Source organism: Streptomyces sp. NPDC004667 (genome assembly GCF_040609475.1).
GTDB lineage: Bacteria > Actinomycetota > Actinomycetes > Streptomycetales > Streptomycetaceae > Streptomyces.
Genome location: NZ_JBEXKC010000001.1, coordinates 177,764 through 200,945, shown reverse-complemented (window position 1 = coordinate 200,945; position 23,182 = coordinate 177,764). Strand labels below are relative to the sequence as shown.

At 72.4% G+C, this 23,182-nt stretch carries 17 protein-coding genes; 8 read left to right on the top strand and 9 right to left on the bottom strand.

The window, feature by feature from the left end; genetic code table 11:
* Positions 1-12: 12 nt before the first annotated feature.
* The 8 genes from ABZW32_RS00775 to ABZW32_RS00740 form a co-directional block, all read right to left on the bottom strand.
* Complete coding sequence (locus ABZW32_RS00775) at positions 13-690, bottom strand: hypothetical protein (RefSeq protein ID WP_356209368.1); 678 nt, start codon at positions 688-690, stop codon at positions 13-15.
* Positions 687-1,154, bottom strand: a complete 468-nt coding sequence (locus tag ABZW32_RS00770; protein WP_356209365.1) for a hypothetical protein — start codon at positions 1,152-1,154, stop codon at positions 687-689. The genes ABZW32_RS00775 and ABZW32_RS00770 overlap by 4 nt, the downstream gene beginning before the upstream one ends.
* Positions 1,155-1,169: 15 nt before the next feature.
* Entirely contained in the window at positions 1,170-3,542 is a 2,373-nt protein-coding gene (locus ABZW32_RS00765) for a glycoside hydrolase domain-containing protein (protein ID WP_356209363.1), read from the bottom strand.
* Between the two features lie 116 nt (positions 3,543-3,658).
* Complete coding sequence (gene cs1, locus ABZW32_RS00760; protein WP_356209360.1) at positions 3,659-4,636, bottom strand: clavaminate synthase Cs1; 978 nt, start codon at positions 4,634-4,636, stop codon at positions 3,659-3,661.
* Positions 4,633-5,613: an agmatinase gene (speB, locus tag ABZW32_RS00755; RefSeq protein ID WP_356209358.1), complete on the bottom strand. Its 981-nt coding sequence runs from the start codon at positions 5,611-5,613 to the stop codon at positions 4,633-4,635. Before speB ends, cs1 begins: the two co-directional genes overlap by 4 nt.
* Complete coding sequence (locus ABZW32_RS00750) at positions 5,610-6,905, bottom strand: ATP-grasp domain-containing protein (protein WP_356209355.1); 1,296 nt, start codon at positions 6,903-6,905, stop codon at positions 5,610-5,612. The genes speB and ABZW32_RS00750 overlap by 4 nt, the downstream gene beginning before the upstream one ends.
* Complete coding sequence (locus ABZW32_RS00745; protein ID WP_356209353.1) at positions 6,902-8,440, bottom strand: asparagine synthase-related protein; 1,539 nt, start codon at positions 8,438-8,440, stop codon at positions 6,902-6,904. The genes ABZW32_RS00750 and ABZW32_RS00745 overlap by 4 nt, the downstream gene beginning before the upstream one ends.
* A 1-nt stretch (position 8,441) precedes the next feature.
* Positions 8,442-10,163: a thiamine pyrophosphate-binding protein gene (locus ABZW32_RS00740; protein WP_356209350.1), complete on the bottom strand. Its 1,722-nt coding sequence runs from the start codon at positions 10,161-10,163 to the stop codon at positions 8,442-8,444.
* Positions 10,164-10,312: 149 nt separating this feature from the next.
* On the opposite strand from ABZW32_RS00740, the gene ABZW32_RS00735 reads away from it, so the two are divergent.
* The 4 genes from ABZW32_RS00735 to ABZW32_RS00720 are packed head-to-tail and all read left to right on the top strand — an operon-like array spanning position 10,313 to position 15,361.
* A complete protein-coding gene (locus tag ABZW32_RS00735) occupies positions 10,313-11,389 on the top strand; it encodes a GNAT family N-acetyltransferase (protein ID WP_356209348.1) in 1,077 nt (358 codons plus the stop codon).
* On the top strand, positions 11,386-13,014 hold the full coding sequence (locus ABZW32_RS00730; RefSeq protein WP_356209346.1) for an ABC transporter substrate-binding protein: 1,629 nt from the start codon (positions 11,386-11,388) through the stop codon (positions 13,012-13,014). The genes ABZW32_RS00735 and ABZW32_RS00730 overlap by 4 nt, the downstream gene beginning before the upstream one ends.
* Entirely contained in the window at positions 13,011-14,048 is a 1,038-nt protein-coding gene (locus ABZW32_RS00725) for a GNAT family N-acetyltransferase (RefSeq protein WP_356209344.1), read from the top strand. The genes ABZW32_RS00730 and ABZW32_RS00725 overlap by 4 nt, the downstream gene beginning before the upstream one ends.
* Positions 14,045-15,361 carry an MFS transporter gene (locus ABZW32_RS00720; protein WP_356209342.1) on the top strand — a complete coding sequence of 439 codons (1,317 nt, stop codon included), beginning with the start codon at positions 14,045-14,047 and terminating at the stop codon, positions 15,359-15,361. Before ABZW32_RS00725 ends, ABZW32_RS00720 begins: the two co-directional genes overlap by 4 nt.
* A 108-nt stretch (positions 15,362-15,469) precedes the next feature.
* Here ABZW32_RS00720 and ABZW32_RS00715 read toward each other — a convergent pair whose 3' ends face one another.
* Positions 15,470-17,293, bottom strand: coding sequence for a CocE/NonD family hydrolase (locus ABZW32_RS00715; RefSeq protein ID WP_356209340.1), 1,824 nt, complete (start codon positions 17,291-17,293; stop codon positions 15,470-15,472).
* A gap of 234 nt (positions 17,294-17,527) precedes the next feature.
* Here ABZW32_RS00715 and ABZW32_RS00710 point away from each other — a divergent pair, with 234 nt between their 5' ends.
* The 4 genes from ABZW32_RS00710 (at position 17,528) to argJ (ending at position 23,084) form a co-directional block, all read left to right on the top strand.
* A complete protein-coding gene (locus tag ABZW32_RS00710) occupies positions 17,528-19,183 on the top strand; it encodes a penicillin-binding transpeptidase domain-containing protein (protein ID WP_356209337.1) in 1,656 nt (551 codons plus the stop codon).
* Positions 19,184-19,266: 83 nt separating this feature from the next.
* Complete coding sequence (locus tag ABZW32_RS00705; protein ID WP_356209335.1) at positions 19,267-20,880, top strand: ABC transporter substrate-binding protein; 1,614 nt, start codon at positions 19,267-19,269, stop codon at positions 20,878-20,880.
* 332 nt (positions 20,881-21,212) lie between these two features.
* On the top strand, positions 21,213-21,767 hold the full coding sequence (locus ABZW32_RS00700; protein ID WP_356209332.1) for an AfsR/SARP family transcriptional regulator: 555 nt from the start codon (positions 21,213-21,215) through the stop codon (positions 21,765-21,767).
* Positions 21,768-21,914: 147 nt separating this feature from the next.
* Positions 21,915-23,084 carry a bifunctional glutamate N-acetyltransferase/amino-acid acetyltransferase ArgJ gene (gene argJ / locus ABZW32_RS00695; protein ID WP_356209330.1) on the top strand — a complete coding sequence of 390 codons (1,170 nt, stop codon included), beginning with the start codon at positions 21,915-21,917 and terminating at the stop codon, positions 23,082-23,084.
* The last annotated feature ends 98 nt before the right edge of the window (positions 23,085-23,182 follow it).

Sequence of the window (23,182 nt, the reverse complement as noted above, 5' to 3'; positions counted from 1 at the left end):
GGATGCGGGGTCCTAGCGGGTGAAGGCCTTTGCCGCCCGGCGGCGGGACGGTTCGAAGGCGTCCACCGTGCCGGCGCCCTTGCCGGGGGCCTCGTTCCACTCGTTGATCTTGCGGGCCACGTTCTTGATCTTCGGGTGGCCGGGCTTGAGGGCGATGTGGAAGTGCGACTCCTTGGCCGTCTTCTCGTCGCCGCCCCAGGCCACGGTGCCGTCCAGCTCCGTGAGGATGTCGCGGATGATGACCAGCTCGTGCGGGTACAGGCCGCCCTGGGCGCCCGTCGGGTACGCCTGGGGGCGGATGGCGACGGCCGTGCCCGAGAGGTGGTTCGACTCGTACGGCTGGGCCACCTTGCGGTCGCCGGAGTGGCCGGTGACCTCGCCCTGGCGCAGGGAGTCCACCTCGTAGTGGAAGCGGCGGGCCACGTGCAGCAGGATCGTGGCCACGTCGCCGTCCAGGACGGCGACGGAGGCCGGGCTGCCCTCGATCAGCCGGGTGGGGACCGACGTGACCACCGGCCAGCCGTTGGCGGTGCTGTTGCCCTTCCAGGCCGTCGGGGCGTTCGGCGGCGTCGGCTTCGGGGCGGCCGCTGCCGTGCCCGTGCCGATGCTCCACAGGGCGGCGGCTCCGGCGGCGCCCGCCGCGGTGCCGACGAAACGGCGGCGCGACAGGCCGGGTATGGGGTTGCTCATGCCTTCTGTTCCCTCTGTTGTGTCTCTTCTGCCGCCCGGGCACGCCGGGCGGACAGCGTCCGGGTGATGCGGGCCGTACCGGTCACCGCGGTCACGGCGAGGCAGACCGCGGTGAGCGCGGCGAGGCCGGTGACGGTGGGGTTGACCCATGAGGGGACGAGGTCGTGGCCGGCGTTGCACCAGTTGTGCAGCGGGAACGGCGGATCGTCCTGGTGGGCCATGACGAACGTGGCGTCGTACTGGTCCTCCCCGCACGTTTCCCCCATGTCCATCCCGCCCCACCCGGCGACGAAGCCCCAGGCGTACGCGAAGCAGGCGGCGGTGCCGGCCAGCAGCACCGCCCCCGTCCACGTCTTCGGCGCGGCCCAGGCTCTGGCCCGGATGCCCCGGACGAGGAACTGGATCCCCTTCACGGAGCCGACGAGAAAGGCGAACGGGAGCGCCAGGAGCGCGAGTACGAGCATGTCCCCTCCTACGGGTTAGCGGCGTGCGGCGAACGCCTTGGCCTGGGCGTTCTCCTGTCCCATGATCTTCTGGAAGGTGTCGACGTAGCCGTTCACGAAGGGGTCGAGCTTCTCGTCCGGGATCACGTTGGGCACGAGGATGTTCTTGCCCGTCTTGTAGAACAGGCCCTGGCGGATGACCTGGAGGATGCTGTCCGGCAGGCTGCCCTCCAGCATGAAGTTGGCCGCGTCCCGCAGCACCTCCATCTTTCCTTCGTACCGCTTGTCGTAGAAGTCGCGGAAGCGGCGCAGGTGGCCGGGGCCGGCGCCCTGGCCGTAGTGCGCACGGAACACCTCGTTGATCGGCCTGTCCTTGACGCCCGCCGCCGTGCCGATCAGGTAGCCGTCCACGTCCTCGATGAGGTCGCCGAAGCTGAAGGAGGAAGGCGTGCCGATCTTGGCCAGCCGGTCCTGGCAGAAGAGGTAGCCGGAGGCGTAGGAGTCGGCCGCCTGGCGCCATTCGACGTAGAAGGTGCACAGGTCGCCGCCCCAGCCCGCGAAGTCGCCGCGGTTGGCGCTCTTGCCTGTGATCGACCCCTTGCTGATGACGGTGTTGGCGCAGGCCCCGAGGTGGTCGAGGTTGACGCTGGTGCCGTAGGACGGGTCCTTGAAGAACTCCACCGGGCGGCCGACCTCGGCGTCGGCGCGCTTCACCCACGCGTCGTCGACCGAGTACAGCAGCATCTGCCAGTTGCTGTCGTCGTACTTGGGCTTGCGCAGGTACTCGCAGACCAGCTCGTTCGGGTTGCCCTTGTTGTAGCGGACGGCCGCCGCGTACAGGTCGTCGATGTACTTGAGCACCTTGTCGGTGGGGGCGTCGTTCTGGCCGACGTTCTCGCGGCCGGCACCGGTGTCGGTCCCGCGCATCACGTCGCGGTCCAGGTCGAAGGTGTCGCCGTTCGCGCTGAACTTGAACTCCTTGATCTGCGTGAACGACCAGTTCTTCGGCATGGCGAAGCCGAGGTTGCCGGAGAAGCCCCACGACATGCCGGAGACGAACGAGTACCGCGCGTACGCCTCGTCGGTGACGCGCTGGCAGACGTTGCGGGAGCCGTACACGCCGGCGATGTACCGCTTGCCCTTCGCGTTCAGCGCCGCCTGGATCCCGTTGAAGTACGGGATGATGTTGGAGGCGATCTCCGGGTCGGTGGCGTCGTAGTCGACCGCGAAGTAGATCACGGTGCCCCGGTTGAAGCCGTACGTCTTCTCCGCCCGGTCGTGGGCCATCGACGCGTGCCGGTAGCCCTCGGGGTAGGTGAAGTCGCCCAGCTTGCGGGCGTGGTACTGCGAGATCGGGAAGACCCGCATGCCGCCGGCGAAGATCTGGTCGAGCTCGCCGGGCTGGATCTCCTTGTGCAGGGCGTACTTGGGGTCGAGGACCTCCTCGTCCAGGTAGCGGCCCACGACCTCGTAGCCGGCGGCCTTGAGGGCCTTGGCGCGGGCGGTGGTGATGGTGAACCGGGTGTCGCAGGCGTTGGCCTTGCGGTCCGGGTTGCCCATGGAAACCAGGAGCTGGCACCACGTGTCGTAGTCGCCCCGCCCGTTCTGCTTCTCCAGGCAGGAGAACTCCTGGAACTCCTGCACCAGCTCCTTCAGGTTTGCGTCGAAGGACGAGGTGAAGGAGGCGGACTTGGTGCCCTTCTTCAGGTCGTTGAACACGCACGCCGCGGAGAAGAGCTGGACGAAGATGCCCTTGTCGCCCTCGCCCACCTCGTGGGACTTCAGGCCGTTCTGGGTCGTCGGACCCATGTTGCCCGAGGCGGCGTCGTCGGCGACGCCGAACTCGTACTGGAGCGCCCTCATCAGCGACTTCTGCACGTCGCGCGAGTAGATGCCGTCGGCCGGGCCGATGTTGAACGACGAGCGGTTGGAGTACTTGCCGTTCAGCCACTGCTGGATCTCGCGGACCTTCTCCGTTCCACTGGAGACGACCACGTACGCGTCGAGGGTCAGCAGCGCCTTGAAGAACTTCGGTTCGACGTCGGGGCCCGGCTTGGAGAGCCCCATGTTCTCCTTCATCTGCATGACGGCCTTCTGGGTGGCCAGGCCGAAGGTGCCGCCCTCACCGCCCCAGTAGCCCTTGCAGAACAGGGCGTGCTGGACGATCTGGATGATGTTCTTGTTGGCGAAGCCGTCCCTGACCGGCCCGAGGGCCGTCAGCTTCGCCTCCGTGGTCGGACCGAAACTGTCCGACGGGGTCGCGATGCCCAGTTCTATCTGGAGGGCCCGGGTGAGGGAGAGCATGGTCGACCACCCGGTCTGGCCGTTCTCCGGGCACGGGTTGTAGCCCGCCTTGCCCGCGTAGGTCTTGTTGACCCACTGCTGTGCTTCCAGGACTTTCTTGTCCACGTGATTCCCTGTGTTCCTCGTCTCGGCCGGTCGGCCGTGTGGCAGGCGGCGGGCCGCGGCCACCCCTCGGCGGGGCGGGCGCGGCCCGTGGTCATGCGGTGGTCGGGCGGGGTGCGTCAGCGGCGCGGGGCGAAGGCGACCACGTCACCCGCGCGCTCCTCGCCCGTGGGGAGCTGGCCGTGGTGGGCCGTGCGGATGTAGACGCGGTGCAGCCAGCGGTCCTTGCCGTCCCAGCGCGGGGTGAAGGGGGTACGGGCGTGCGTGGTGCGGAAGTTGTCGATGATCAGTACGTCGCCGGGGACCAGGGAGACGGCCTCGGTGACCTCGTCCAGCGCGTCCGAGAGCCTGGCGACGGCTTCGGCGTCCGCGCCCCCGTTCGGCTTCAGCAGCTCGCGGTCGTAGCCGAGCAGCGGGTCCTCGCGGTCGCCGTACAGCGGTTTGACGTTCGCGATGGCGCCCGGCTCCTCGATGCCGCCGCGGAAGGCGACGTCGACCTCGCACGGCTGCCCGTTGTCGTACAGGTGCTCCACCGTCGCGGGGTCGAGGAGCCTGATCGCCTTGCGGACCGAGCCGACCAGTGTCTTCGCGGTGCGCTCGTGGTCCGCGCGGGAGCAGGCCAGCATCACGTAGTTCGGCTGGAGGGTGTGGTACGCCATTTCCGTGTGGAACTCCAGCAGCGTCTCGCTGGTCTCCGACGACAGGTGGTGGGCGCCCGGCGACGGGTAGACGTCGTGGTAGACGGTGCCCGCACGCAGCTCCGCGTAGCCGGTGTGCAGGCCGAGGCGGCGGCCGAGCAGGGCGAGGAAGGCCTCCATGTTCAGGCGGCCGCGCTCCACCGGGGTCGGGGTGCTCGTCGGCGTCGCCGGCAGGTCCTCGTCGGCCTCGACGGGCAGGCCGCGCAGCACCAGGTAGCCGTCCTCGTTGCCGCCCCGGTTGAAGGCGTCCAGCGCGTCCGCGATCTCCTGCGGCAGCTCCGCGGAGAGCTTCCCGGCCTCGTCCAGGAACCGGTACAGGTCGGCGCGCGGTACGTCGGGGAGCATCGACGCCAGGTCGAGGAGAGCCTCCCGGTGTGCGGTCACGTCGATGATCGTCATGTCCTGTTCTCCTTCTCCTTCTTCTGGTGGGCGCGGGCGTACTGGAACAGCAGCTCCGCGCCGATCTCGGTCGCCAGGACCGACGTGATCCCGGCGTGGTCGTAGAGCGGCGAGACCTCCATGACGTCGAAGCCGATCGGGTTGAGGTCGCCGATCGTCCGCAGCAGCGCCAGGACCTCGCGGGAGGACGGGCCGCCCGGGGCCGGGGTGCCGGTGCCGGGGGCGAAGGCCGGGTCCACGACGTCGATGTCGACGGAGACGTAGACCGGCAGGTCGCCGACCCGCTCGCGGATCAGCCGGGCCGAGCCCGCCGCCCCGAGCTCGGCGAACTCGTCCGCCGTCACGATGCGCACGCCGTGCCCGCGTGCGTAGTCGAGGCTGTCCGGCTTGGGGTTGTGGCCCCGGATGCCGAGCTGGACCATCGCCTCCGGCCGGATCAGGCCCTCCTCGATGCCGTGCCGGAAAGGGGTCCCGTGGTGGAACTCGCCGCCGATCATGGCCGGGTTGGTGTCCGAGTGGGCGTCCAGGTGGAGCACGGCCACCGGGCCGTGCTGCTCGTGGACCGCGCGCAGCGCCGCCAGGGTCAGCGAGTGGTCGCCGCCGAGCATCAGGAACGCCGCGTTGTCCTTGAGCAGGCCGGTCAGGTGCCGCTGGGCGGTCTCCATCGCGATGTGCTGGTTGAACGGCGTCAGGTCGATGTCGCCGGCGTCCACGCACTTGATCAGGTCGAAGACGCCCGGGCCGCGGTCGATGCCGACGCCGTGGATCAGGCCCGACTCGGCGCGGATCTCCCGCGGCCCGAACCGGGCGCCGGGGCGGTAGCTGGTGCCGCCGTCGTACGGCGCGCCGATGACGACGACGTCGTTGCCCTGGGGTTCCCGGTCCAGCGGCAGGCGCATGAAGGTGGGCAGCTGGGCGTACCGGGGGGAGACGTGCGAGTCGATCCGCCGGGAGCCGGTCCGCGGGACCTCGGTCATCGCGGTCCTTCCTTCCGTGTGTCGATGCGGATGCGGGCGGCCGCGGCGCGGACCGTGGCCAGGGCCGCCGCCGCGTCGGCGCCGTGCGCGTACACGAAGCCGACCGAGGCGGAGTTGTCGAGGCGGGTCGCGACGCGGTCGCCGGGTTCGGCGTGCAGGTGCACGCGGGCACCGAGGGCCTCGGCCTCCGGGACACCGCTGATGGCGGTGAACTCGCCGGGCTCCTCGGGGAAGAGCACGTGGACGGCGGCGCCGCCCGCGGATCCGGCACCGGGCAGGCCCGGCTCCGGGGTGCCGCCGAGGGCCAGCAGCTTGGCGTCCAGGTGCGGATCGGTCCCGCACACGTCGGCGACCATCGTGGAGATCATGTGCGCGGGCAGCCGGGGGTTGACCTCGACGATCCGCGGGCCGTCCGCGGTCACCATCACCTCGGTGTGCGCCGGTCCCTGCCGGTAGCCGATCGCCTTCAGGGCCCGTTCCACGCAGCCGCGGACCTCCTCCCACACGTCGGCGTCCAGTGCCAGCGGGAAGGAGTGGCCCTCCTCCAGCAGGGTGGTGCGGTGCAGGTCCTTGGAAGTGGCGCCGAAGAAGTGGGTGTTCCCGCCCGCCGTCATCGACTCCACCGAGACCTCGAATCCGCTCGCGTACTCCTCGAACAGGACGTGGCCCGGGCGCGGCTGGCCGCGCAGGGACTTCCGTACGGCCGACAGCTCCTGCCAGGCCGCGGCCGCCTCGGCGGCCGTGGTGCACTTGCGCACCCCGTAGCTGATCGCCTCCGACGGGGGCTTGGCGATGCAGGGCAGCCCGACGTGCGCGAGCGCCTCGTCGAGCTCCGCCTCCCCGGTGACCAGGCGCCAGCGCAGGTTGGCCGGGTCGCCGTCGAGGGCGGCGCGCAGCAGGTGCTTGTGGTTGGCGGCCCGTACGGCCTCCAGCCCCTGCGAGGGCAGGCCCAGGTGTTCGGCCGCCCGGGCCGTGGCCTCGGTGTGGTAGTCGGAGAACGACAGCACTCCGTCGACCAGCGGGGTGCCGGAGCCGTCGCCGAGCGCGGCCGCGATGGCCCGCCAGTCGTGCGTGTCGACGTGCAGCACCCGGTCCACGTCCGACAGCGGGTGCTCGTGGAACGGGCGGCCCCCGGTGTACCAGTCCTCGCCCCGGACCAGCAGCCAGATCTCGGCGCCGTGGGCGCGGGCCGCCTGGATGCCGTCGTAGAAGGCGGTGTGGAGCATGGACTCCACCAGGGCCAGCCGCCTGCCCGCGAAGCCGCCGTACGCGCTCGTGTCCGCCGCGCTCATGACCGCAGCTCCCGGAAGTGCGCGGCGACGAGGGAGACCACCTCGGCGACGGGGACCGCGTCCGGGTCCTCGCCGGCGACGACGGTCCGGTCGAACAGCTCCTGGACCACCAGGGTCTTGGCCCGGGCCACATCGGCCTCGCCCACCCCCGCGTCCAGCAGGAGCAGCGAGAACGCGGACGTGGTGCCGGAGCCCTCGTGGACGCCGAGCTTGGGCCGGTTCACGGTCTCGGCCGGCAGCAGCTCCGCCATGGCGGACCGCAGGACCCACTTGTCCCGGCCGTACCGGCGCTTGAGCCCGGCCTCCAGCCCGGTCAGCAGGTCCAGCACGTCGCGGTCCCAGTACGGGTGGGTGGACCAGTGCCCGGACGCCGTCGAGAGCACCGGGCTCATCTCGTTCAGTCCGTCGAAGGTGGCCATGTCGCGGGAGACGGCCGTGTCGAGCTCGGGCAGCCGGTCCTCGCGGTGCATGCCGCCGAGCGGGATGTCGGCCCCGTACCCGGTCAGCACGCGCCGGGCCGGACCGTCCAGGGTCCGGTAGAGCGCGGTCAGCGGCAGCAGGTACTCGATCACGTCCGGGTCCAGGGACTCGGCGGCGTGGATCGTGTGCGGCAGCTGCGCGAGCAGCTCGGCCACCGGGATGGTGATCTCCCGGTGCTCCGAGCCCAGATGGTCGGCGACCACCCTGGCCTGCGGGAACTCGTCCGAGACGTCGGTGCCCATGGAGAGCGTGTCGAGCGGGCCGGCCACGGCCGCGTCGGCGAGGGCGGCGACCCCGGAGGAGTCGATGCCGCCGGAGAGCACCACCAGCGGGCGCTCCGGGCCGGTCAGGCGGCGCCCGACCGCCGTGCGCAGCGCGGTGCGGACCTGCTCGACGGCCGTGTCCTCGTCGACGATGCGCCGGGACACCGGCGGTACCCAGGTCGGGTGGGCGAGCACCGAGCCGGAGGCGAGGTCGATCTCCAGGGCGGTGCCGGCCGGCACCTGGTACAGCCCCGGCAGCCGGCGGATCCGCCGGGCCCCCGAGATCGGGAAGCCGAGCTGGCCGTCGGAGGGTGCGGCGAGCACCTTGGCTTCGGTCGCGGCCAGCACGTGCCCCGGCACGGGCCGGGTGTACAGCGGTACGGAGCCGGCGTGGTCGGTGGCGAGCAGGACGCGCTGCTCCTGGCAGAGCACCGCCGCGTACCGGCCGTTGAGCAGCCGGAAGGCGTGCAGCCCGTACGTCTCGAACAGGCCCAGCACCAGTTCGGCGTCCGAGGCGCCGGCCCCGGTGGTGGCGGTGAGGACGGAGCGGATCTCGTCGCGGTTGTAGAGCTCGCCGGCGAGCCACAGCACCGCGTCGGCGCCGCGCGCGACCGCGCCGCCGGGGGAGGCGCCCGGGTGGACCAGGGTCGCCTCGAGGGTCAGGGAGCGCAGGCGCTCGGTGGTACGGGTGTGCCGGCCCCGCGTTGCGAAGGCCGCCGTGGGGCCCTGGTCCCCGCCCGTGCGGGCGGAGACCAGGAAGCCGTAGGCGGCAGGGAATTCCTGCTCAGCCATGTCAGACCTTCAGCGCCCCGAAGCCACCGGCGCTGAAGTCGTAGTTGACCGGGACCTCGATGAGGTACGGGCGGCCCAGTTCGGCGCCCTTGCGCAGGGCGGCCAGCAGCTCCTCGCGGGTCGAGGCCTTGGTGGCCTCCACGCCGTTGGCCTGCGCCAGCTGGACGAAGTCCACGCCGGTGAACTTCACGGCCGGGTCGTGGCTGCGGTGGTGGCCGATGTTCTGGTACAGCTCGATCAGGCCGTTGGTGTCGTTGTTGACGACGACGGTGACGATCGGCAGGTTCAGGCGGGCGATGGTCTCCAGGTCCGCGCTGTTGGAGTGGAAGCCGCCGTCGCCCGCGATGAGGAAGGTCGGCTGCTCCGGGCGGGCCAGCTGCGCGCCGATCGCGGCCGGGATGCCGTAGCCGAAGCTGGAGCAGCCGGCCGAGGTCAGGAAGCCGAACGGCTGGTCGGCGCGGGCGAAGAGCACGCCGTAGTGCCGGAAGAAGCCGATGTCGGACACGATCGTGCCCTCGCCCGGCTGGGCGATCTCGGTCATGACGGTGTTCATGGAGTCCATCACCTGGTGGACGCGCATGCCGTCCTCGTAGTGCTCGGGGTCCGCCAGGAACTCGGCGATGCGCTCGCGCAGCGGCGCGATGTCGTGGCGGTCCTTCGCGGCGAGGCCGGCGGTGGCGGCGTCCAGGTGCTGCACGAAGGCGAGGACGTCGGTGACGACGTCGACGTCCGGGCGGTAGATCCGCGGCACCGGGTTGGCGGTGGCGGAGACGCGGACCGTCTTCTTCTCGATGCCGCGCTCCCACATCGAGGGGCGCAGGTCCTCGGCGTAGTCGTAGCCGATGGTCAGGATGACGTCGGCGGGGCCGAAGAGGGTCTCCAGCGCCGGGAAGGACAGGATGCCGTCCATGTAGCCGGTGACCGCGCCGTAGTTCAGCTCGTGGCCGTGCGGGAGGACGCCCTTGGCGATGTACGTGGTGATGACCGGGACGTTCAGGCGCTCGGCGAGGGCGCGGATGGCCGGGACGGCACCGGCGCGGATGGCGGCGGCGCCGACCACGAACACCGGGTTCTTCGCGCCCTCGACCATCTCGGCGGCCTGGTCGGCGGCCGACTCCCAGCCGGGCTGCACCGCGCCGATCGGCTTGTGCGGGGTCCGGGCCGGACCGTGGTCCCTGGTGATGTCGATGCCCTCGGAGGAGCCGAGGAGGTCGACGGGCAGGGAGATGAAGGAGGGGCCGACCGGCTCCGTCATGGCGGCGGAGACCGCGGAGTCCACCAGGTCGGTGATCTCCGCCGGGCGCTCCAGCTCGACGGCGTACTTCGTCATCGGCTCGGCGATCTTCACCAGGTCGAGGCACTGGTGGGTGTCGTTCGGGAAGATGTCGTGCGACTCGGACTGCGCCGCCAGGGCGATGACCGGAGAGCGGTCCAGCATCGAGGTGGCCATGCCGGTCGACAGGTTGGTCATACCCGGACCGAGCGTGGCCCAGCAGGCCTGCGGGCGGCCGGTGATGCGGGCCAGGACGTCGGCGGCGACGCCGGCGGTGAACTCGTGGCGGGTGAGGATGAACTCCACGCCGTCCTGCTCGTCGAACAGGATGGAGGCCGCCTCGCGACCGACGACGCCGAATACCTTGTCGACGCCGTGCTCCTTGAGGCGCTTGAGAAGAGCGTGGGCCGCGGTCGGGTGCTCGCTGGGGCCGGTGGATACGCGGGACATGTGAAACCAGTCTCCTGTCCGAATTTCGTTGGGGCGGGCTCACCTTGGGGCGCCGATCTCTTTTCGGACTCTCGTTCCGGTATCCGGGATCGGACGGAGATCGGCCGGAGAGCGGAGCGGCCCAGGATCCATGCGTGAGAACAGATGTCGTGGTAGATGAGTGGCCAACTCCCGAGCAGGCGGGGGAAGTCGGCTGGGACGCCCTGGCGGGCGCGGAGGACTTCTTCCTCACCCCGCCCTGGATGCGGGTGCTGCACGACTCGTCCGGCGCCCGGATGCGGTACCTCACCGCCCGCGCCGGAGGGGAACTGCTCGCCGGGCTCCCGCTGGTGCTGGCGACCCGGGAATCGCCCTGGGCGCTGGGCCGTACCGACCTGCTGATCGCGCACTGCGCGGCCGAGGGGATGGCGGGGGCCGCGGAGGTCGCGGCCGCCTTCGGCGACCTCGACCGGCTGATGCCCTCGATGATGCTCGGCGGCCGCCACCTGGGCCGCACCCGCCTGCTGCTCGGTCCCGGCGCCGGCGCGGACACCGCCCACCTGGTGGTGGAGCGGGCCGAGCGCACCGCCGCCGAGGCGGGCTGCCGCTCGCTGTGCTTCCCGTACGTGGACTCCCGCGACACCCTCCAGCAGCAGGTCCTCGCGGAGCGCGGCTACACCTCGCACGTGTCGGGCGAGTTCGCCACGCTCACCCTGCCGGGACGGGACTTCACCGACTACGCGATGAGCCTGCCGGCCGCCCGCTCCCGACGGGTACGGTCCGAGCGGCGCCGCATCGAGGCCGGCGGGGCCGGGATCACCCTCGCCCCGCTCGACCCGGCCGACATCCCCCGCCTCGCCGAGCTGGAGACGCAGCTCTTCGCCAAGTACGGCATGGCGGGCTGGGACCCGCGCCGCTCGGAGGCCGTCCTCGAAGCCGCCCACCGGCAGTTGGGGGACCGGGCGCTGGTCTCCAAGGCCGTCCTCGACGGCGAGATCGCCGGCTTCGGGCTGATCCTGGCGAACGGCGCGGACTGGTTCGCCCACCGCGCCGGCTTCGACTACGCCGCCCAGGCCCGGACCGGGCTTCCCCTGTACTACGAGCTCCTCTACTACACCGTCGCCGACCGGGCACCCGCGGCCGGTGTGCGCCGGGTGCACTACGGCATCGGCTCCACGCAGGCCAAGGCCTCCCGCGGCTGCGCCCTCTCCCGCCAGTACCTGTACGTCAAGGAGCTCCCCGCATGACCGGCTGGAACGCGGCGATCGGATCGGTGGCCAACCCCTCCGCCCGGCGCGGAGGGCGGCTGGAGATGGTCGCCTCCGCCGACGTCGACTCCCTCGACCCCGCCCGCACCTACTACGTGTGGTCGTGGCTGCTGCAGCGCGCCCTGAACCGCACCCTGATGGCCTTCGGCACCGACCCGGAACGGGCGGAGGCCGTCCCCGACCTCGCCGAGGGCCCGGGCGAGGTCTCCGCCGACGGGCTGACCTGGACCTACCGGCTCAAGCGCGGCATCCGCTTCGAGACCGGCGAGGAGATCACCTCGCACGACGTCGCGTACGCCGTGGAGCGGGTGTTCGCCCAGCACGTCCTGCCCGGCGGCCCCACGTACCTCACGGACCTCCTCGACCACGGCGGCTACCGCGGCCCGTACGAAGGGGAGCGCTGCCCGGCCGTCGAACGGCCCGACGAGCACACCGTCCGCTTCCGTCTGAAGCGGCCCTTCGCCGACTTCGACTACCTGATGGCCCAGCCGAACACGGCGCCCGTCCCCGAGCACCGCGACACCCGCGAGGCGTACGGGTCGCGGCCGGTCTGCTCCGGCCCGTACCGCATCCACCGCTACGAGCCCGGCCGCCTGCTGCACCTGGTGCGCAACAACGCCTGGGAGCGGAGCACCGACCCCGTCCGCCCCGCCCTGCCCGACGAGATGACCGTGGCCTTCGGGGTCGAGGTCAACGAAATGGACGACCGGCTCCTCGCCGGCGAGTTCCACGTGGACGTGGAGGGCCGCGGCATCCAGCACGCGGCGCGCGACCGGATCCTCGCCGACCCGGTGCTGCGGGCACAGGCCGACAATCCGGCCACCGGCTTCCTCCAGTACATCACCGTGCAGACCGCCGTCCCGCCCTTCGACAACCTGCACGCCCGCCGCGCCGTCTTCTACGCCGCCGACAAGGCCGCGCTGCTGGACGCGCGCGGCGGGGACGGCGTCGGCGGCTCCCTCGCCACCGGCCTGATCCCGCCCAACCTGCCGGCACACAGCAGCCAGGACCGCTACCCCTCCGGGCCCCGGCTCACCGGCGACCTGGGCGCGGCGCGCGCCGAACTGGCCGCCGCCGGGCTGCCGGACGGCTTCGAGACCGTGATCGCCACCCAGCCCGGCAAGTTCGAGCTGGTGGCCCGCACGCTCGCCACCAGCCTCGCCCGGGTCGGCATCCGGGCCCGGGTGGAGGTCCTCGACACCGCCTCCTACTACCGCACCGGCCTCGGCAGCCCGCAGACCGTCCGCAGGCTCGGGCTCGGCCTCGGCGTCACCGACTGGGGCGCCGACTACCCCACCGAGTACGGCTTCCTGGCCCCGCTCGTCGACGGCCGGCAGATCAAGCACGGCGGCGGCAACTTCAACTTCGCCGAACTCGACGACCCACTGGTCCGCACCCTCGTCGACGAGGCCTGCACCACGACCGGGGCCGCGGCCCGCCGCGCGGTGTGGCGCCGGATCGAGAAGGCCGTGATGGACCGCGCCGTCATGCTGCCGATGGCCCACGACCGGACGCTGCACTACCGCCACCCCGACCTGACGAACGTCTACGTCCACCCCGCCTTCGGCCTCTACGACATCCAGGCCATGGGAGTACTGCGATGAACCCCGACCCCACCCACCCCGACCTCACCCGCCTCGACCTCACCCCCCTCGACCCGGCCGACCGCGACGCCGTCGACGACGTCTTCGAGCTGCGCACCCTCGTCCACCGGGCCGACACCCCCCACCTGCCCGCGCCCTGCCCCGCCGACTTCGTCGGCTCGCTGATGGTCCCGCCCCCGGCCACCAGGGTCGAGGAGTGGGCGGGCCGCGACGCGGCCGGGCGGTGCGTGGCCTCCGTACGCCTGGAGTTCCCCCAGGAGGAGAACACCGGGATGGTCGCCGCGGCCGTCCTCGCCGTCCACCCGGCCCTGCGCCGACAGGGCGCCGGGCGCCGCCTGGTGGGGTTCGTACGGGAGCGGGCCGAGGCGGCGCGGCGTTCGCGGATCCTCTTCACCGCCGACTCCGGTCCCTCGGGGCAGGCCGGCGGCGGCGCCGTGCCGGCGCACGGCCTGGCCGCGGCCGTCGGCGCGCGCCCGGTGTGGACGCTCGACCACCTGCGCCTGGACATCGCGGACGCGCCGCCGCCGCGGCCGCTGCCGGAGTCGATGTCCGTCCGGTACTGGGGCAGCGAGGTCCCCGAGGAGCTGGTGGAGCAGGCCGCCCGGCTCGAGGCGGCCCTCTCGGCCACCGCCCCGGCCGGCGACCCGGGACGGGAGCCGCAGCCCGCCGCGATCTCCCGCATCCGGGACTTCGAGCGGATGCGGACCACCCGCGGCCGGCGCGCCCACCAGTGCGCGGTCCTCGACGACACCACCGGGCGGATGGCCGCCTGGACGGCGCTGTCGATGACCCGCGCCAACCCGGACAACGCCCTCCAGGCGATCACCATCGTGGACCCCGCGCACCGCGGCCGCGGGCTCGGCCGCCAGGTGAAGGCGTACAACCTGGCCCGCGCCCGCGCGGCGGAGACCCGGCTGGCCCACGTCGACACCTGGAACGCCTCCGGCAACGCGCACATGCTGCGGGTCAACGCCGACTTCGGGTTCGTGCCGGCCGGCGTCCGGTGGGCCTGGGAGCTGAGCACCGCGCGATGACCCCCGAGTTCGGGCGGCTCCTCGCCGCCCACACCGCCTCGCAGTTCGGCTTCCGGATCGCGCAGACCGCCTTCCCGCTGACCGCGCTGGCCGCCTGCGGAGCCTCGGCGGCCGGGGCCGCGGCGCTGATGGCGGTGCAGACCGCCGGGTTCCTGCTGGTCGGGCTGCCCGCCGGCTCCTGGGTCGACCGCTGCCGCAAGGTCCCCGTCATGGTGGCCGCGGACGGGGTGCGCTGCGCCACCGTCCTGTGCGTCGCCCTGGCGTGGGCCGCGGGCCGGATCGAGCTGGGACTGCTGTACGCGGCCGCGTTCGCCGTCGGGGTGGCCTCGGTGTTCTTCGACGTCGCCGCCCAGTCGGCGGTGCCCGCGCTGGTGCCCGCCCGGGACCTCGTCGCGGGCAACGCCCGGCTGTCCGCGGCGGAGTCCGCGGCGGCCGTCCTCGGCCCGGTGCTGGCCGGAGCCCTCGCCTGGCGCGCCGCCCCCCTGGGCTTCGCCGTCTCCACCCTGGCCTACGCCCTCTCGGCCACCTTCCTGCTGCTCACCCCGGGGCCCCGCCGGCGTTCGAGGCGACCGGGGTCCGGGGCGGAGCCCCTGGAAACGGAGAAGGGGCGGGGCGCGGAGGAGCTCCGCCCGGCGGCGCGGGCCGGAGTCGGGCGGGACGTCGCCGAAGGCCTCCGGTTCGTCGTGGCCCACCCGGCCCTGCGCCGCATTGCCGCCGCGACCGGTTTGTTCAACGCGGCCTGGTCCGCGGTGGCCGCCCTGCTGATCGCCCTGATGCTCGCGTACGGCCTCTCCCGCGGCGGCGCCGGCGCGGTCATGTCCGCCCTCGGCGCGGGCGGCCTGGCCGGCTCGTTCGCGGTACGCCGCCTCGCGCAGCGGCTCGGGGCCGGCCGGTCCATCACCGTCGGGCTGATGCTGCCCGCCCCCTTCGCCCTCCTCGCCGGACTCACCGGCCGCGTCCCGCTCTGGGCCACCGCGGTCGCGCTGTTCGGTGTGGGCGCCGGGGCGGTGGTGTACAACGTGGCCCAGATCAGCCTGCGCCAGTCGGTGACCCCGCCGGAGCTGCTCGGCCGGGTCAACGCCACGATGCGGACCCTGGTGTGGGGGATGATCCCGCTCGGCGCGGCCCTGGCCTCCGCCGCCACGCGCGTCGCGGACCCGGCCGACGTCGTCCTCGCGGGCGGCGGCGCGGCCGCCTGCGCCTGGGTGCTGCTCCTGCGGCTCCCCGCGAACGGGGTGGAGAGCCCGCGAAGAGGAGCGGAACCCGGCGTGGGCGATCCCGCGCAGGACGTCCTGGAGTCGTCCCCGCAGTGAGCCTCCCGGTCCCTGAGCAGGACGGGGAGCCGGGCCGTCCCGGCACTTCCACACCCCCGGTGGAAGGCCGGGACGGCCCTTTTCGCCGTGCCCGCCGGGCCGTGCCCGCTAGTGGGCGGAGGCCAGGGGCAGGGTGAGTGCCGAGGCCGCCGGGTCGAGCGTCACCCGGGTGCCCGCCGGGTAGCGCAGGGTGTGGTCGCGGTCGGTGGAGGTGAGGACGATCCCGATGCGGTGGCCCGCCGGGACGATGTGCTCGGTCGGCTCCAGGTCCCAGCGGAAGGCGTACGTCCTGCCGGGCTCCACGGGGCTCTGCCGGGCGGGGCTCTCGCGGTTGCGCACGTCCGTCCACCCCCGGGTGATGATCTTGAACGGCTTGTCCTCGCGGCTGAACTCCTTCAGCGGGCGGCACCCGGTGTTCCCCGGCGCGCTGTCGCCGAAGCACCAGTTCTCCTGCCCGGCGTTGAGCTTCACCGGGTAGTTCGCCGGGCCGTAGTCCACGAGGAACGCCGACAGGTACGGGGAGGGGCCGTCGACCCCCGCCCGCAGGCTGATCCGCGGGGTGCCGGAGATCCGCACGGCCTCCTTCAGCGGCTCCGTCAGGTACGCGAGCCGCGCCGGGTCCTCGCCCTCCGGGGCGGTGGCCAGCTGGTCGCCGGTGCGCGACGGGTCGTCCGTCCAGCCGCGCGCCTGCGGGCCGTGCAGGGAGGCGAGCTTCAGGGTCCGGTCGAGGGCGCCGCGGGCGGGCCACTCGCGGTACGCGTCCCACGCGCCCGACGGGCGCTGCACCTGTACCCGCGGCTCGGCGTCGGCCCCGGAGCGCAGCCCCATCAGCTCCTGGTCGAACCACTTGTGGACCGAGTCCAGCCAGGCCTGGCGGCGGACGTCCAGCGGATCGTCGTGCTGGCCCTGCGTCAGCCACAGCCGGGACTTCACGCCCGAGTGCTGGAGCCGCGACCACAGGTCGAGGCTCTGCTTGGGGCGGACGTTCCAGTCGTTGAGGCCGGCCACGAGGAAGACCGAGGCGCGGATCCGGTCGGTGCGGGAGCGGAAGTCGCGCTCCCGCCAGAAGGAGTTGAGGTCGCCGTTCTCGTGGCCCATGCGGGCCTGCACGTCCGCGACCGCCCGGGCGCAGGCCTCGGGCCGGTCGCGGGTCAGGACGAGCTTGACGTGCATGTCGGCGTCGTTGCCGGGGTAGCCCTTGGGGCCGACGTTCCCGCCGTTCGCGCGGTAGTAGTCGTACCAGTCGGACACCGGGAGCATCGGCACGACGGTCTTCAGGCCGCGCACGCCGGTGGTGGCGGCGGCCAGTGCCAGGGTGCCCTTGTAGCTGGTGCCGGTCATCGCGGCGGTGCCGGTGGACCAGCCGGTGGCCCTGGCCCCGGTGCCGGTGTCGTCGACGGCCGTGGTGGCGCCGGCCCGGCCGTTCAGCCAGTCCACCACCTTGGTCATCGCCTTGACCTCCTCGGGGGACACGGTGCCGGGGCAGCCGGTGGAGCCTCCGGTGCCGAGCGTGGAGACGGCGAGGGTGGCGTAGCCGCGCGAGACGAAGTAGTTGTCCCAGTACGGCGGGTACTGGTCGACGTCCTTGGCGGCCTCGCCCGGGGTCCAGGGAGCCAGCTGCGGGGTGCCGGTGACATCGGCGGGGTGGAAGTCGGCCTTGGCGAAGCCACCGTGGTACGGGGAGGCCTCGATGATCGCCGGGACCTTGCGGGGCGTGTCCGGGCGGATCACCTGGACCCGGACCTTGTCCTTGCGGCCGTCGCCGTCGGTGTCCGTGTCCGTGGTCACGAACACGGTTTCGCGTATGGCCTTGCTGAAGTCGTGCACCGGCTGCGTGCCCTGTGCCTGCTGTGCGTACGCCATGGCAGGCGTTCCGGTGAGCAGGCAGGCGACGGCCGCGGTGAACACGACGGTGCGTCGTGCGATGTGCATGGATGCGCTCTCGGTAGAGGCCGGGAAGGGGGTCGCGCGCGGCGGAGCCGGGGCGGTCGGCCCGGCTGGGCCGCACGGGCGACCGGCCGGCGAACCCCGCGCAGCGGCGAGGGGTTCGCGGTGGGGCCACCCCAACACGTTCCGCGGTACGAGATCAAGTGCCGCAGCGGGTCGGGAGAGCGCCGGGAGAGTGGCGAGAGAGCCCGGAGACGGCCGCTGCCTAACCTGACCGGCATGTCTGAGCACGCGATGGACCAGAACGCCCCGTCCCGCCGCAGGACGGGCCGGGGCAAGCGCGTGGGCGCGGCCGCGGTGGCCGTGGCGGCCACGGCCGCGCTGGGCGCGGGCGCCTACGCGGGCTACCGCTGGCTCTCCCCGCCGTCGCAGGACGAGGACGTCGCGGCCGCCGCGGGCCGGCTCCAGGAGTTCCTCGACGCCTGGGCGGCGAACCGCCCCGCGGACGCGGCGGCCCTGACCGACTCGCCGGACGGCGCCCGCTCGCTGCTCCAGTCGGTGATGAAGAACGTCGCGCCGACGAAGGCCGCGATCACCGCGGACCGCCCCCGTGCCTCGAAGGGCGGCGAGGGTGCCGTCACGGTGCCGTTCAAGGTCTCCTTGCAGACCGCGGGAGCCGGGGAGCTGGCGTACGACTCCGAGGCGAAGGTCCTCAAGGACGGCTCCGGCGCCTGGAAGGTGCAGTTCTCCACGCCCGTGGTGCACCCGCAGATGCAGGCCGGCCAGACCCTCGCGCTCGCGGCGAACACCGGCCGCGGCCGCATCCTCGACAAGGGCGGCGCCCCGCTGGAGGCCGCCTCCCTCACCGGGGCGGTCGACGAGCAGGGCAAGGGCGTCTCGGGGCTCCAGGCCCGCTACCAGAAGGAGCTGTCCGGCGGCGCCGCGTACGGCAAGTCCGTCGTGGTGGCCGACCGTCAGTCGGGCGCCGTGGTCAAGTCCCTGACACAGGGCCCGTCCGGCAAGGGCGAGGACATCCGCACGACGATCGACCAGAAGGTCCAGCGGGCCGCCTCGGGCGCTCTGGAAGGCCTGGACAAGAACGCCTCGATCGTCGCGGTCGACCCGCGCAACGGCGCCATCCTCGCCGCCGCGAACCGGCCCGGCGGGATGAACCGGGCCCTGGAGGGCCGCTATGCGCCCGGTTCCACCTTCAAGGTCGTCACGGCGGCGGCGCTGCTGAAGACCGGCATGAAGCCGACGGACGTGGCGGCGTGCCCGAAGTTCGCCTCCGTGGACGGGCAGCGCTTCGAGAACCAGAACCAGTTCGTCCTGCCGGAAGGCTCGCTCTTCCGGGACTCCTTCGCCAAGTCCTGCAACACCTTCTTCGTCGAGGCCCGCCGCAAGGTGGCCGGGCCGGCGCTGCCGGAGACCGCCAAGGCCTTCGGCATCGGCAGCCCGTGGGACATCGGGGCCGCCTCCTACGACGGTTCGGTCCCGCTGCCCGCCTCGGACAACGAGCTCGCCGCCACCACCATCGGGCAGGCCCGGGTCCAGGCGTCGCCGCTGGTGATGGCCTCCATGGCGGCCACCGTCAAGGAGGGCTCCTTCAAGCAGCCCGTCCTGGTGCCGGACCACGTCCGGAACCGGCACACCGCCCCGGCGCTGGAGGCGCCCGTGGCCGAGGGGCTGCGGGGGATGATGCGCGCCACCGTCACGTACGGGGCCGCGGCCGCGCTGAAGGACGTACCGGGCACGGCGCACGCCAAGACCGGCACGGCCGAGTTCGGCGCGGCCAAGCCGCCGCAGACGCACGCCTGGATGATCGGCTACCTCGGCGACCGGGACGTGGCCTGGTCCGTCCTGATCGAGGACGGCGGCTCGGGCGGCAAGGACGCCGGCCCGGTGGCCGCCCGGTTCCTCGAAGCCCTCCGCTGACCGCGCCGCAGCGGTGGGGGCGTGCCCGCACCCGCCAAGACCGCACCGCCCGCAACCCGCAACACAGTTGGGACTGAGACCCTGTGGTTTTCGACGCCGCCTCGCACGGGACCGTGAACCCGTCGGACAGCACGGGCGGAACGCTCCGCTTCGTCCGCACCGACGACTTCGACTCCCTCGACCCCGCCGACACGTACTACGCGTACACCTGGAACTTCATCCGCCTCCTCGGCCGGCCCCTGGTCGGCTACGGGACCGGGGAGGACGGCCGGCCGCAGCCGGTGCCGGACCTCGCCGCCTCCCTCGGCGAGCCGTCGGACGGCGGCCGCACCTGGACCTACCGGCTGCGCGAGGGCGTGCGCTTCGAGGACGGCACCCCCGTCACCGCGCAGGACGTCCGCTACGCGGTCCTGCGCGCCAGCTTCCCCGAGGAGGTCTACCCGGGCGTGGTGACCCGCGGGGGCCCGGCCTACTTCCGGCAGTACCTGACCGGGCCGGAGGGCATCGGGACGCCCGACGAGCACACCGTGGTGTTCCGGCTGAAGGAGCCGTTCGCGGGCTTCGACTACCTGGCCGCGCTGCCCACCACGATCCCGGTGCCGCAGCGGGCCGACACCTACCCCGAGTACCGGTGGCGGCCGGTCTCCTCGGGCCCGTACCGGATCGGGGAGTACCTGCCCGGGGAGCGCCTCGCCCTGGCCCGCAACCCGCACTGGGTCCGCGAGAGCGACCCCGTCCGCACGGCGCTGCCGGACGCGGTCACGGTCAGGCTGGGGGTGTCCGGGCCGGAGGTGGACCGGATGCTGCTGGCGGGAGAGGCCGACATCGACCTGGCCGGGGTCGGCGTGCAGCCGGAGACCCAGGACCGGCTGCTGGCGGATCCGGCGGCCCGGGAGGGGGTGGACAACCCGCACACCGGCTTCGTGTGGCTGTACTGCATCAACCAGAACGTCGGGCCGCTGCGGGACGTTCACGCGCGGCGCGCGGTGCAGTACGCGACGGACAAGGCGGCGATGCGCGCCGCGTACGGCGGGGAGCCGGCCGGGGACATCGCCACCACGCTCCTGCCGCCCACGGTGCCGGGCCACGAGTCCCACGACCGCTACCCGGTGGGTCCGGACGCCACGGGCGATCTCGACGCCGCCCGCCGGGAGTTGGCGCTGGCCGGGCTCCCGGAGGGCTTCCGTACCCGGATCGCGGCGCGCGAGGACCGGCGCAAGGAGTGGAACGCGGCGCTCGCGCTGTCCCGGGGCCTGGCCCGCGTGGGCATCGAGGCGGAGGTGGTGCCGTTCACCTCCGGCGGCTACTTCACCGAGACCGCGGGTGTTCCGGCGTACCTGCGGGAGCACGGCATCGGCATCGTGATGTTCGGCTGGGCGGCGGACTTCCCGGACGGCTTCGGCTACCTGCAGCAGATCTCGGACTCGCGCGCGATCAAGGAGGCGGGGAACCAGAACCTGGGTGAACTGGCGTCTTCGGAGATCGACGCACTGCTCGACACGGGGGCGCGCACGTTCGACGCGCAGGCCCGGGAGGCCCTGTGGGCGGCCGTGGACCGGGAGGCGATGGAGGCGGCCGTGATGTGCCCCTACATGTACGTCAAGTCCGTGGTGGTCAGGGGCGGTCGGGCCGCCAACGTGCGCATGTCCCAGGTGTATGGAATGTACGACTATGCAACGATATCGTTGCGCAGCTGATCCTCATTTGCGAAAGAGGATCTTCGGCAATAACCTGATCAAGTCATCCGGAAGACGACTTTTCGACCAAAAGTCGCTTGCGGGTGGAGGAATACGATGATCAGGGGGATGACATCGATACTGCGACGCGCGTGACAGTCCGGCTTCTCGGGCCAGTAACCGCTTTCAATTCAGAAGCCCAGGTTCCGGTTCAGGGCCAGCGCCAGTTGAAATTCCTGGCCAGTCTCGCTCTGAATGCGGGACAGATGGTGACGAAGGAGTCGATCGTCGAGGATTCGTGGGACGCGGATCCTCCGAAGACGGTCTCCGGACAGCTGCAGAACAGTGCGTGGATGATTCGGACCGCGTTCGAGGAGGTGGGTGTGGGGCGGGAGATCCTCGCCTCCCACGCCCTCGGCTACCAGCTCCACGTCCCGGCGGGCCGGGTGGACGTGAGCGTCTTCCGTGACATGGTCCGGGAGTCGAAGGAACAGGGCCAGGCCGGCCGGTACCGGGAGGCGTCCGACCGGCTCGACGCGGCTCTGGCCCTGTGGAAGGGGCAGGCGCTCGCCAACATCACCTCCGCCCGGCTGCGGGCCCGCGCCGACGGGCTCGACCGGGAGCGGCTCGCCGCACTGGAGCAACGGGCGCGGCTCGACATCAAGCTCGGCCGCAACGAGGAGGCGATAGCCCGCCTGAGTGGGCTGATAGCGGGGGATCCACTGCGTGAGGACCTCTATGTGGCCCTCATGCACGCGTACTACGGCGCCGACCGCCAGGCCGACGCGCTGAACGTGTTCCACCAGGCCAAGCGGACGCTGATGGACGAGATCGGCATCATGCCGGGGCGCCGCCTGCGCGAGACGATGCAGTCGATCCTGGCGCAGCAGCTCCAGATCGCCGCATAGGCGCTCGGGCCCCAGGGCCTGGGCGGGGCCGGTACGGGTCGATACCCGTACCGGCCCGCTTTTCGGGCCGCATTGCATAAATTTTCAAGGTCACACATACTTATAACTCCCCGATTCGCACCGGACCCATTCGAGAGAAGGACCGCCGTGACGCACGCACTGCCGAAGGGCTTCGTCGTCCACACCGCACCGGTCGGTATCGCCGACGACGGACGCGACGACCTGTGCGTCATCGTCTCCGAGGTGCCCGCGAAGACGGCGGGCGTCTTCACCCGCTCCCTGTTCGCCGGGCCGTCGGTCCTGCTGTCGCGGGAGGCCGTCGCGGACGGCTCGGCCCGCGGCGTCGTCGTCGTGGCACGCAACGCCAACGTGGCCACCGGAGCCGAGGGGGCCCGCAACGCCGCCGCGGTCCGTGACGCGGCCGCCGGCGCCGTCGGGATCGACCCCGCCGAACTGCTCATCGCCTCCACCGGGGTGATCGGCGTGCAGTACCCGCTGCCGTCGATCCTCGGCCACCTCGAAGGCCTGGCCTGGCCTCCGGAGCGGCCGGCCGTCGGCATGGACGCCGCCGCGCGGGCCATCATGACCACCGACACCCGGCCCAAGTGCGTGTCCGTACGCGTCGGCGACGCCGTGCTGACCGGCATCGCGAAGGGCGTCGGCATGATCGAGCCCGACATGGCCACCCTGCTCACCTTCTTCGTGACGGACGCCGAGCTCGACGGTGCCTGGCTGACCGCCGCCTTCAAGCGGGTGATGGACGTGACCTTCAACGCGGTGTCCATCGACACCGACACCTCCACGTCCGACAGTGCCGCCCTCTTCGCCAACGGCCTGGCCGGCCCGGTGGACCCGCAGGCCTTCGAAGCGGCCCTGTACGAGGTCGCGTTGGCGCTGGTGAAGATGATCGCCTCGGACGGCGAGGGCGCCTCCAAGCTCATCCAGGTGACGGTCACCGGGGCCCGCGACGGCGCCCAGGCCAAGCGGGTCGGCAAGGCCGTGGTCAATTCGCCCCTGGTGAAGACCGCCGTGCACGGCGCCGACCCCAACTGGGGCCGGGTCGTGATGGCCGTGGGCAAATGCCAGGACGACACGGACATCGCGCCCGAGCGCGTCCGCGTCTCCTTCGGCGCGGCCGAGGTCTACCCGCCGGCCGGTGACGAGCAGGCCCGGCGCGCCGAGGTCGCCGACTACCTGAAGGCCGCCGACGAGGTCGTGATCGGGATCGACCTCGGCATCGCCGACGGCTCCTTCACCGTCTACGGCTGCGACCTGACCGAGGGCTACGTCCGCCTGAACTCGGAGTACACGACCTGAGCCCCGTTCGGAGCCGGGTCCCGGGCCCCTGCCCGGCCGGACCCGCGCTCCCGGTCGGCGGCCGAGAGCGCGGCCGAACGGCTCGGATCCCGCCAAGC

Excerpts from the sequence above, each read along its gene's own strand:
- ABZW32_RS00740 (WP_356209350.1), bottom strand. The coding sequence starts at position 10,163 with ATGTCCCGCGTATCCACCGGCCCCAGCGAGCACCCGACCGCGGCCCAC.
- ABZW32_RS00745 (WP_356209353.1), bottom strand. The coding sequence starts at position 8,440 with ATGGCTGAGCAGGAATTCCCTGCCGCCTACGGCTTCCTGGTCTCCGCC.
- ABZW32_RS00725 (WP_356209344.1), top strand. The coding sequence starts at position 13,011 with ATGAACCCCGACCCCACCCACCCCGACCTCACCCGCCTCGACCTCACC.
- ABZW32_RS00700 (WP_356209332.1), top strand. The coding sequence starts at position 21,213 with ATGATTCGGACCGCGTTCGAGGAGGTGGGTGTGGGGCGGGAGATCCTC.
- ABZW32_RS00710 (WP_356209337.1), top strand. The coding sequence starts at position 17,528 with ATGTCTGAGCACGCGATGGACCAGAACGCCCCGTCCCGCCGCAGGACG.
- ABZW32_RS00720 (WP_356209342.1), top strand. The coding sequence starts at position 14,045 with ATGACCCCCGAGTTCGGGCGGCTCCTCGCCGCCCACACCGCCTCGCAG.
- ABZW32_RS00770 (WP_356209365.1), bottom strand. The coding sequence starts at position 1,154 with ATGCTCGTACTCGCGCTCCTGGCGCTCCCGTTCGCCTTTCTCGTCGGC.
- cs1 (WP_356209360.1), bottom strand. The coding sequence starts at position 4,636 with ATGACGATCATCGACGTGACCGCACACCGGGAGGCTCTCCTCGACCTG.
- ABZW32_RS00730 (WP_356209346.1), top strand. The coding sequence starts at position 11,386 with ATGACCGGCTGGAACGCGGCGATCGGATCGGTGGCCAACCCCTCCGCC.
- ABZW32_RS00750 (WP_356209355.1), bottom strand. The coding sequence starts at position 6,905 with ATGAGCGCGGCGGACACGAGCGCGTACGGCGGCTTCGCGGGCAGGCGG.
- ABZW32_RS00775 (WP_356209368.1), bottom strand. The coding sequence starts at position 690 with ATGAGCAACCCCATACCCGGCCTGTCGCGCCGCCGTTTCGTCGGCACC.
- speB (WP_356209358.1), bottom strand. The coding sequence starts at position 5,613 with ATGACCGAGGTCCCGCGGACCGGCTCCCGGCGGATCGACTCGCACGTC.
- ABZW32_RS00715 (WP_356209340.1), bottom strand. The coding sequence starts at position 17,293 with ATGCACATCGCACGACGCACCGTCGTGTTCACCGCGGCCGTCGCCTGC.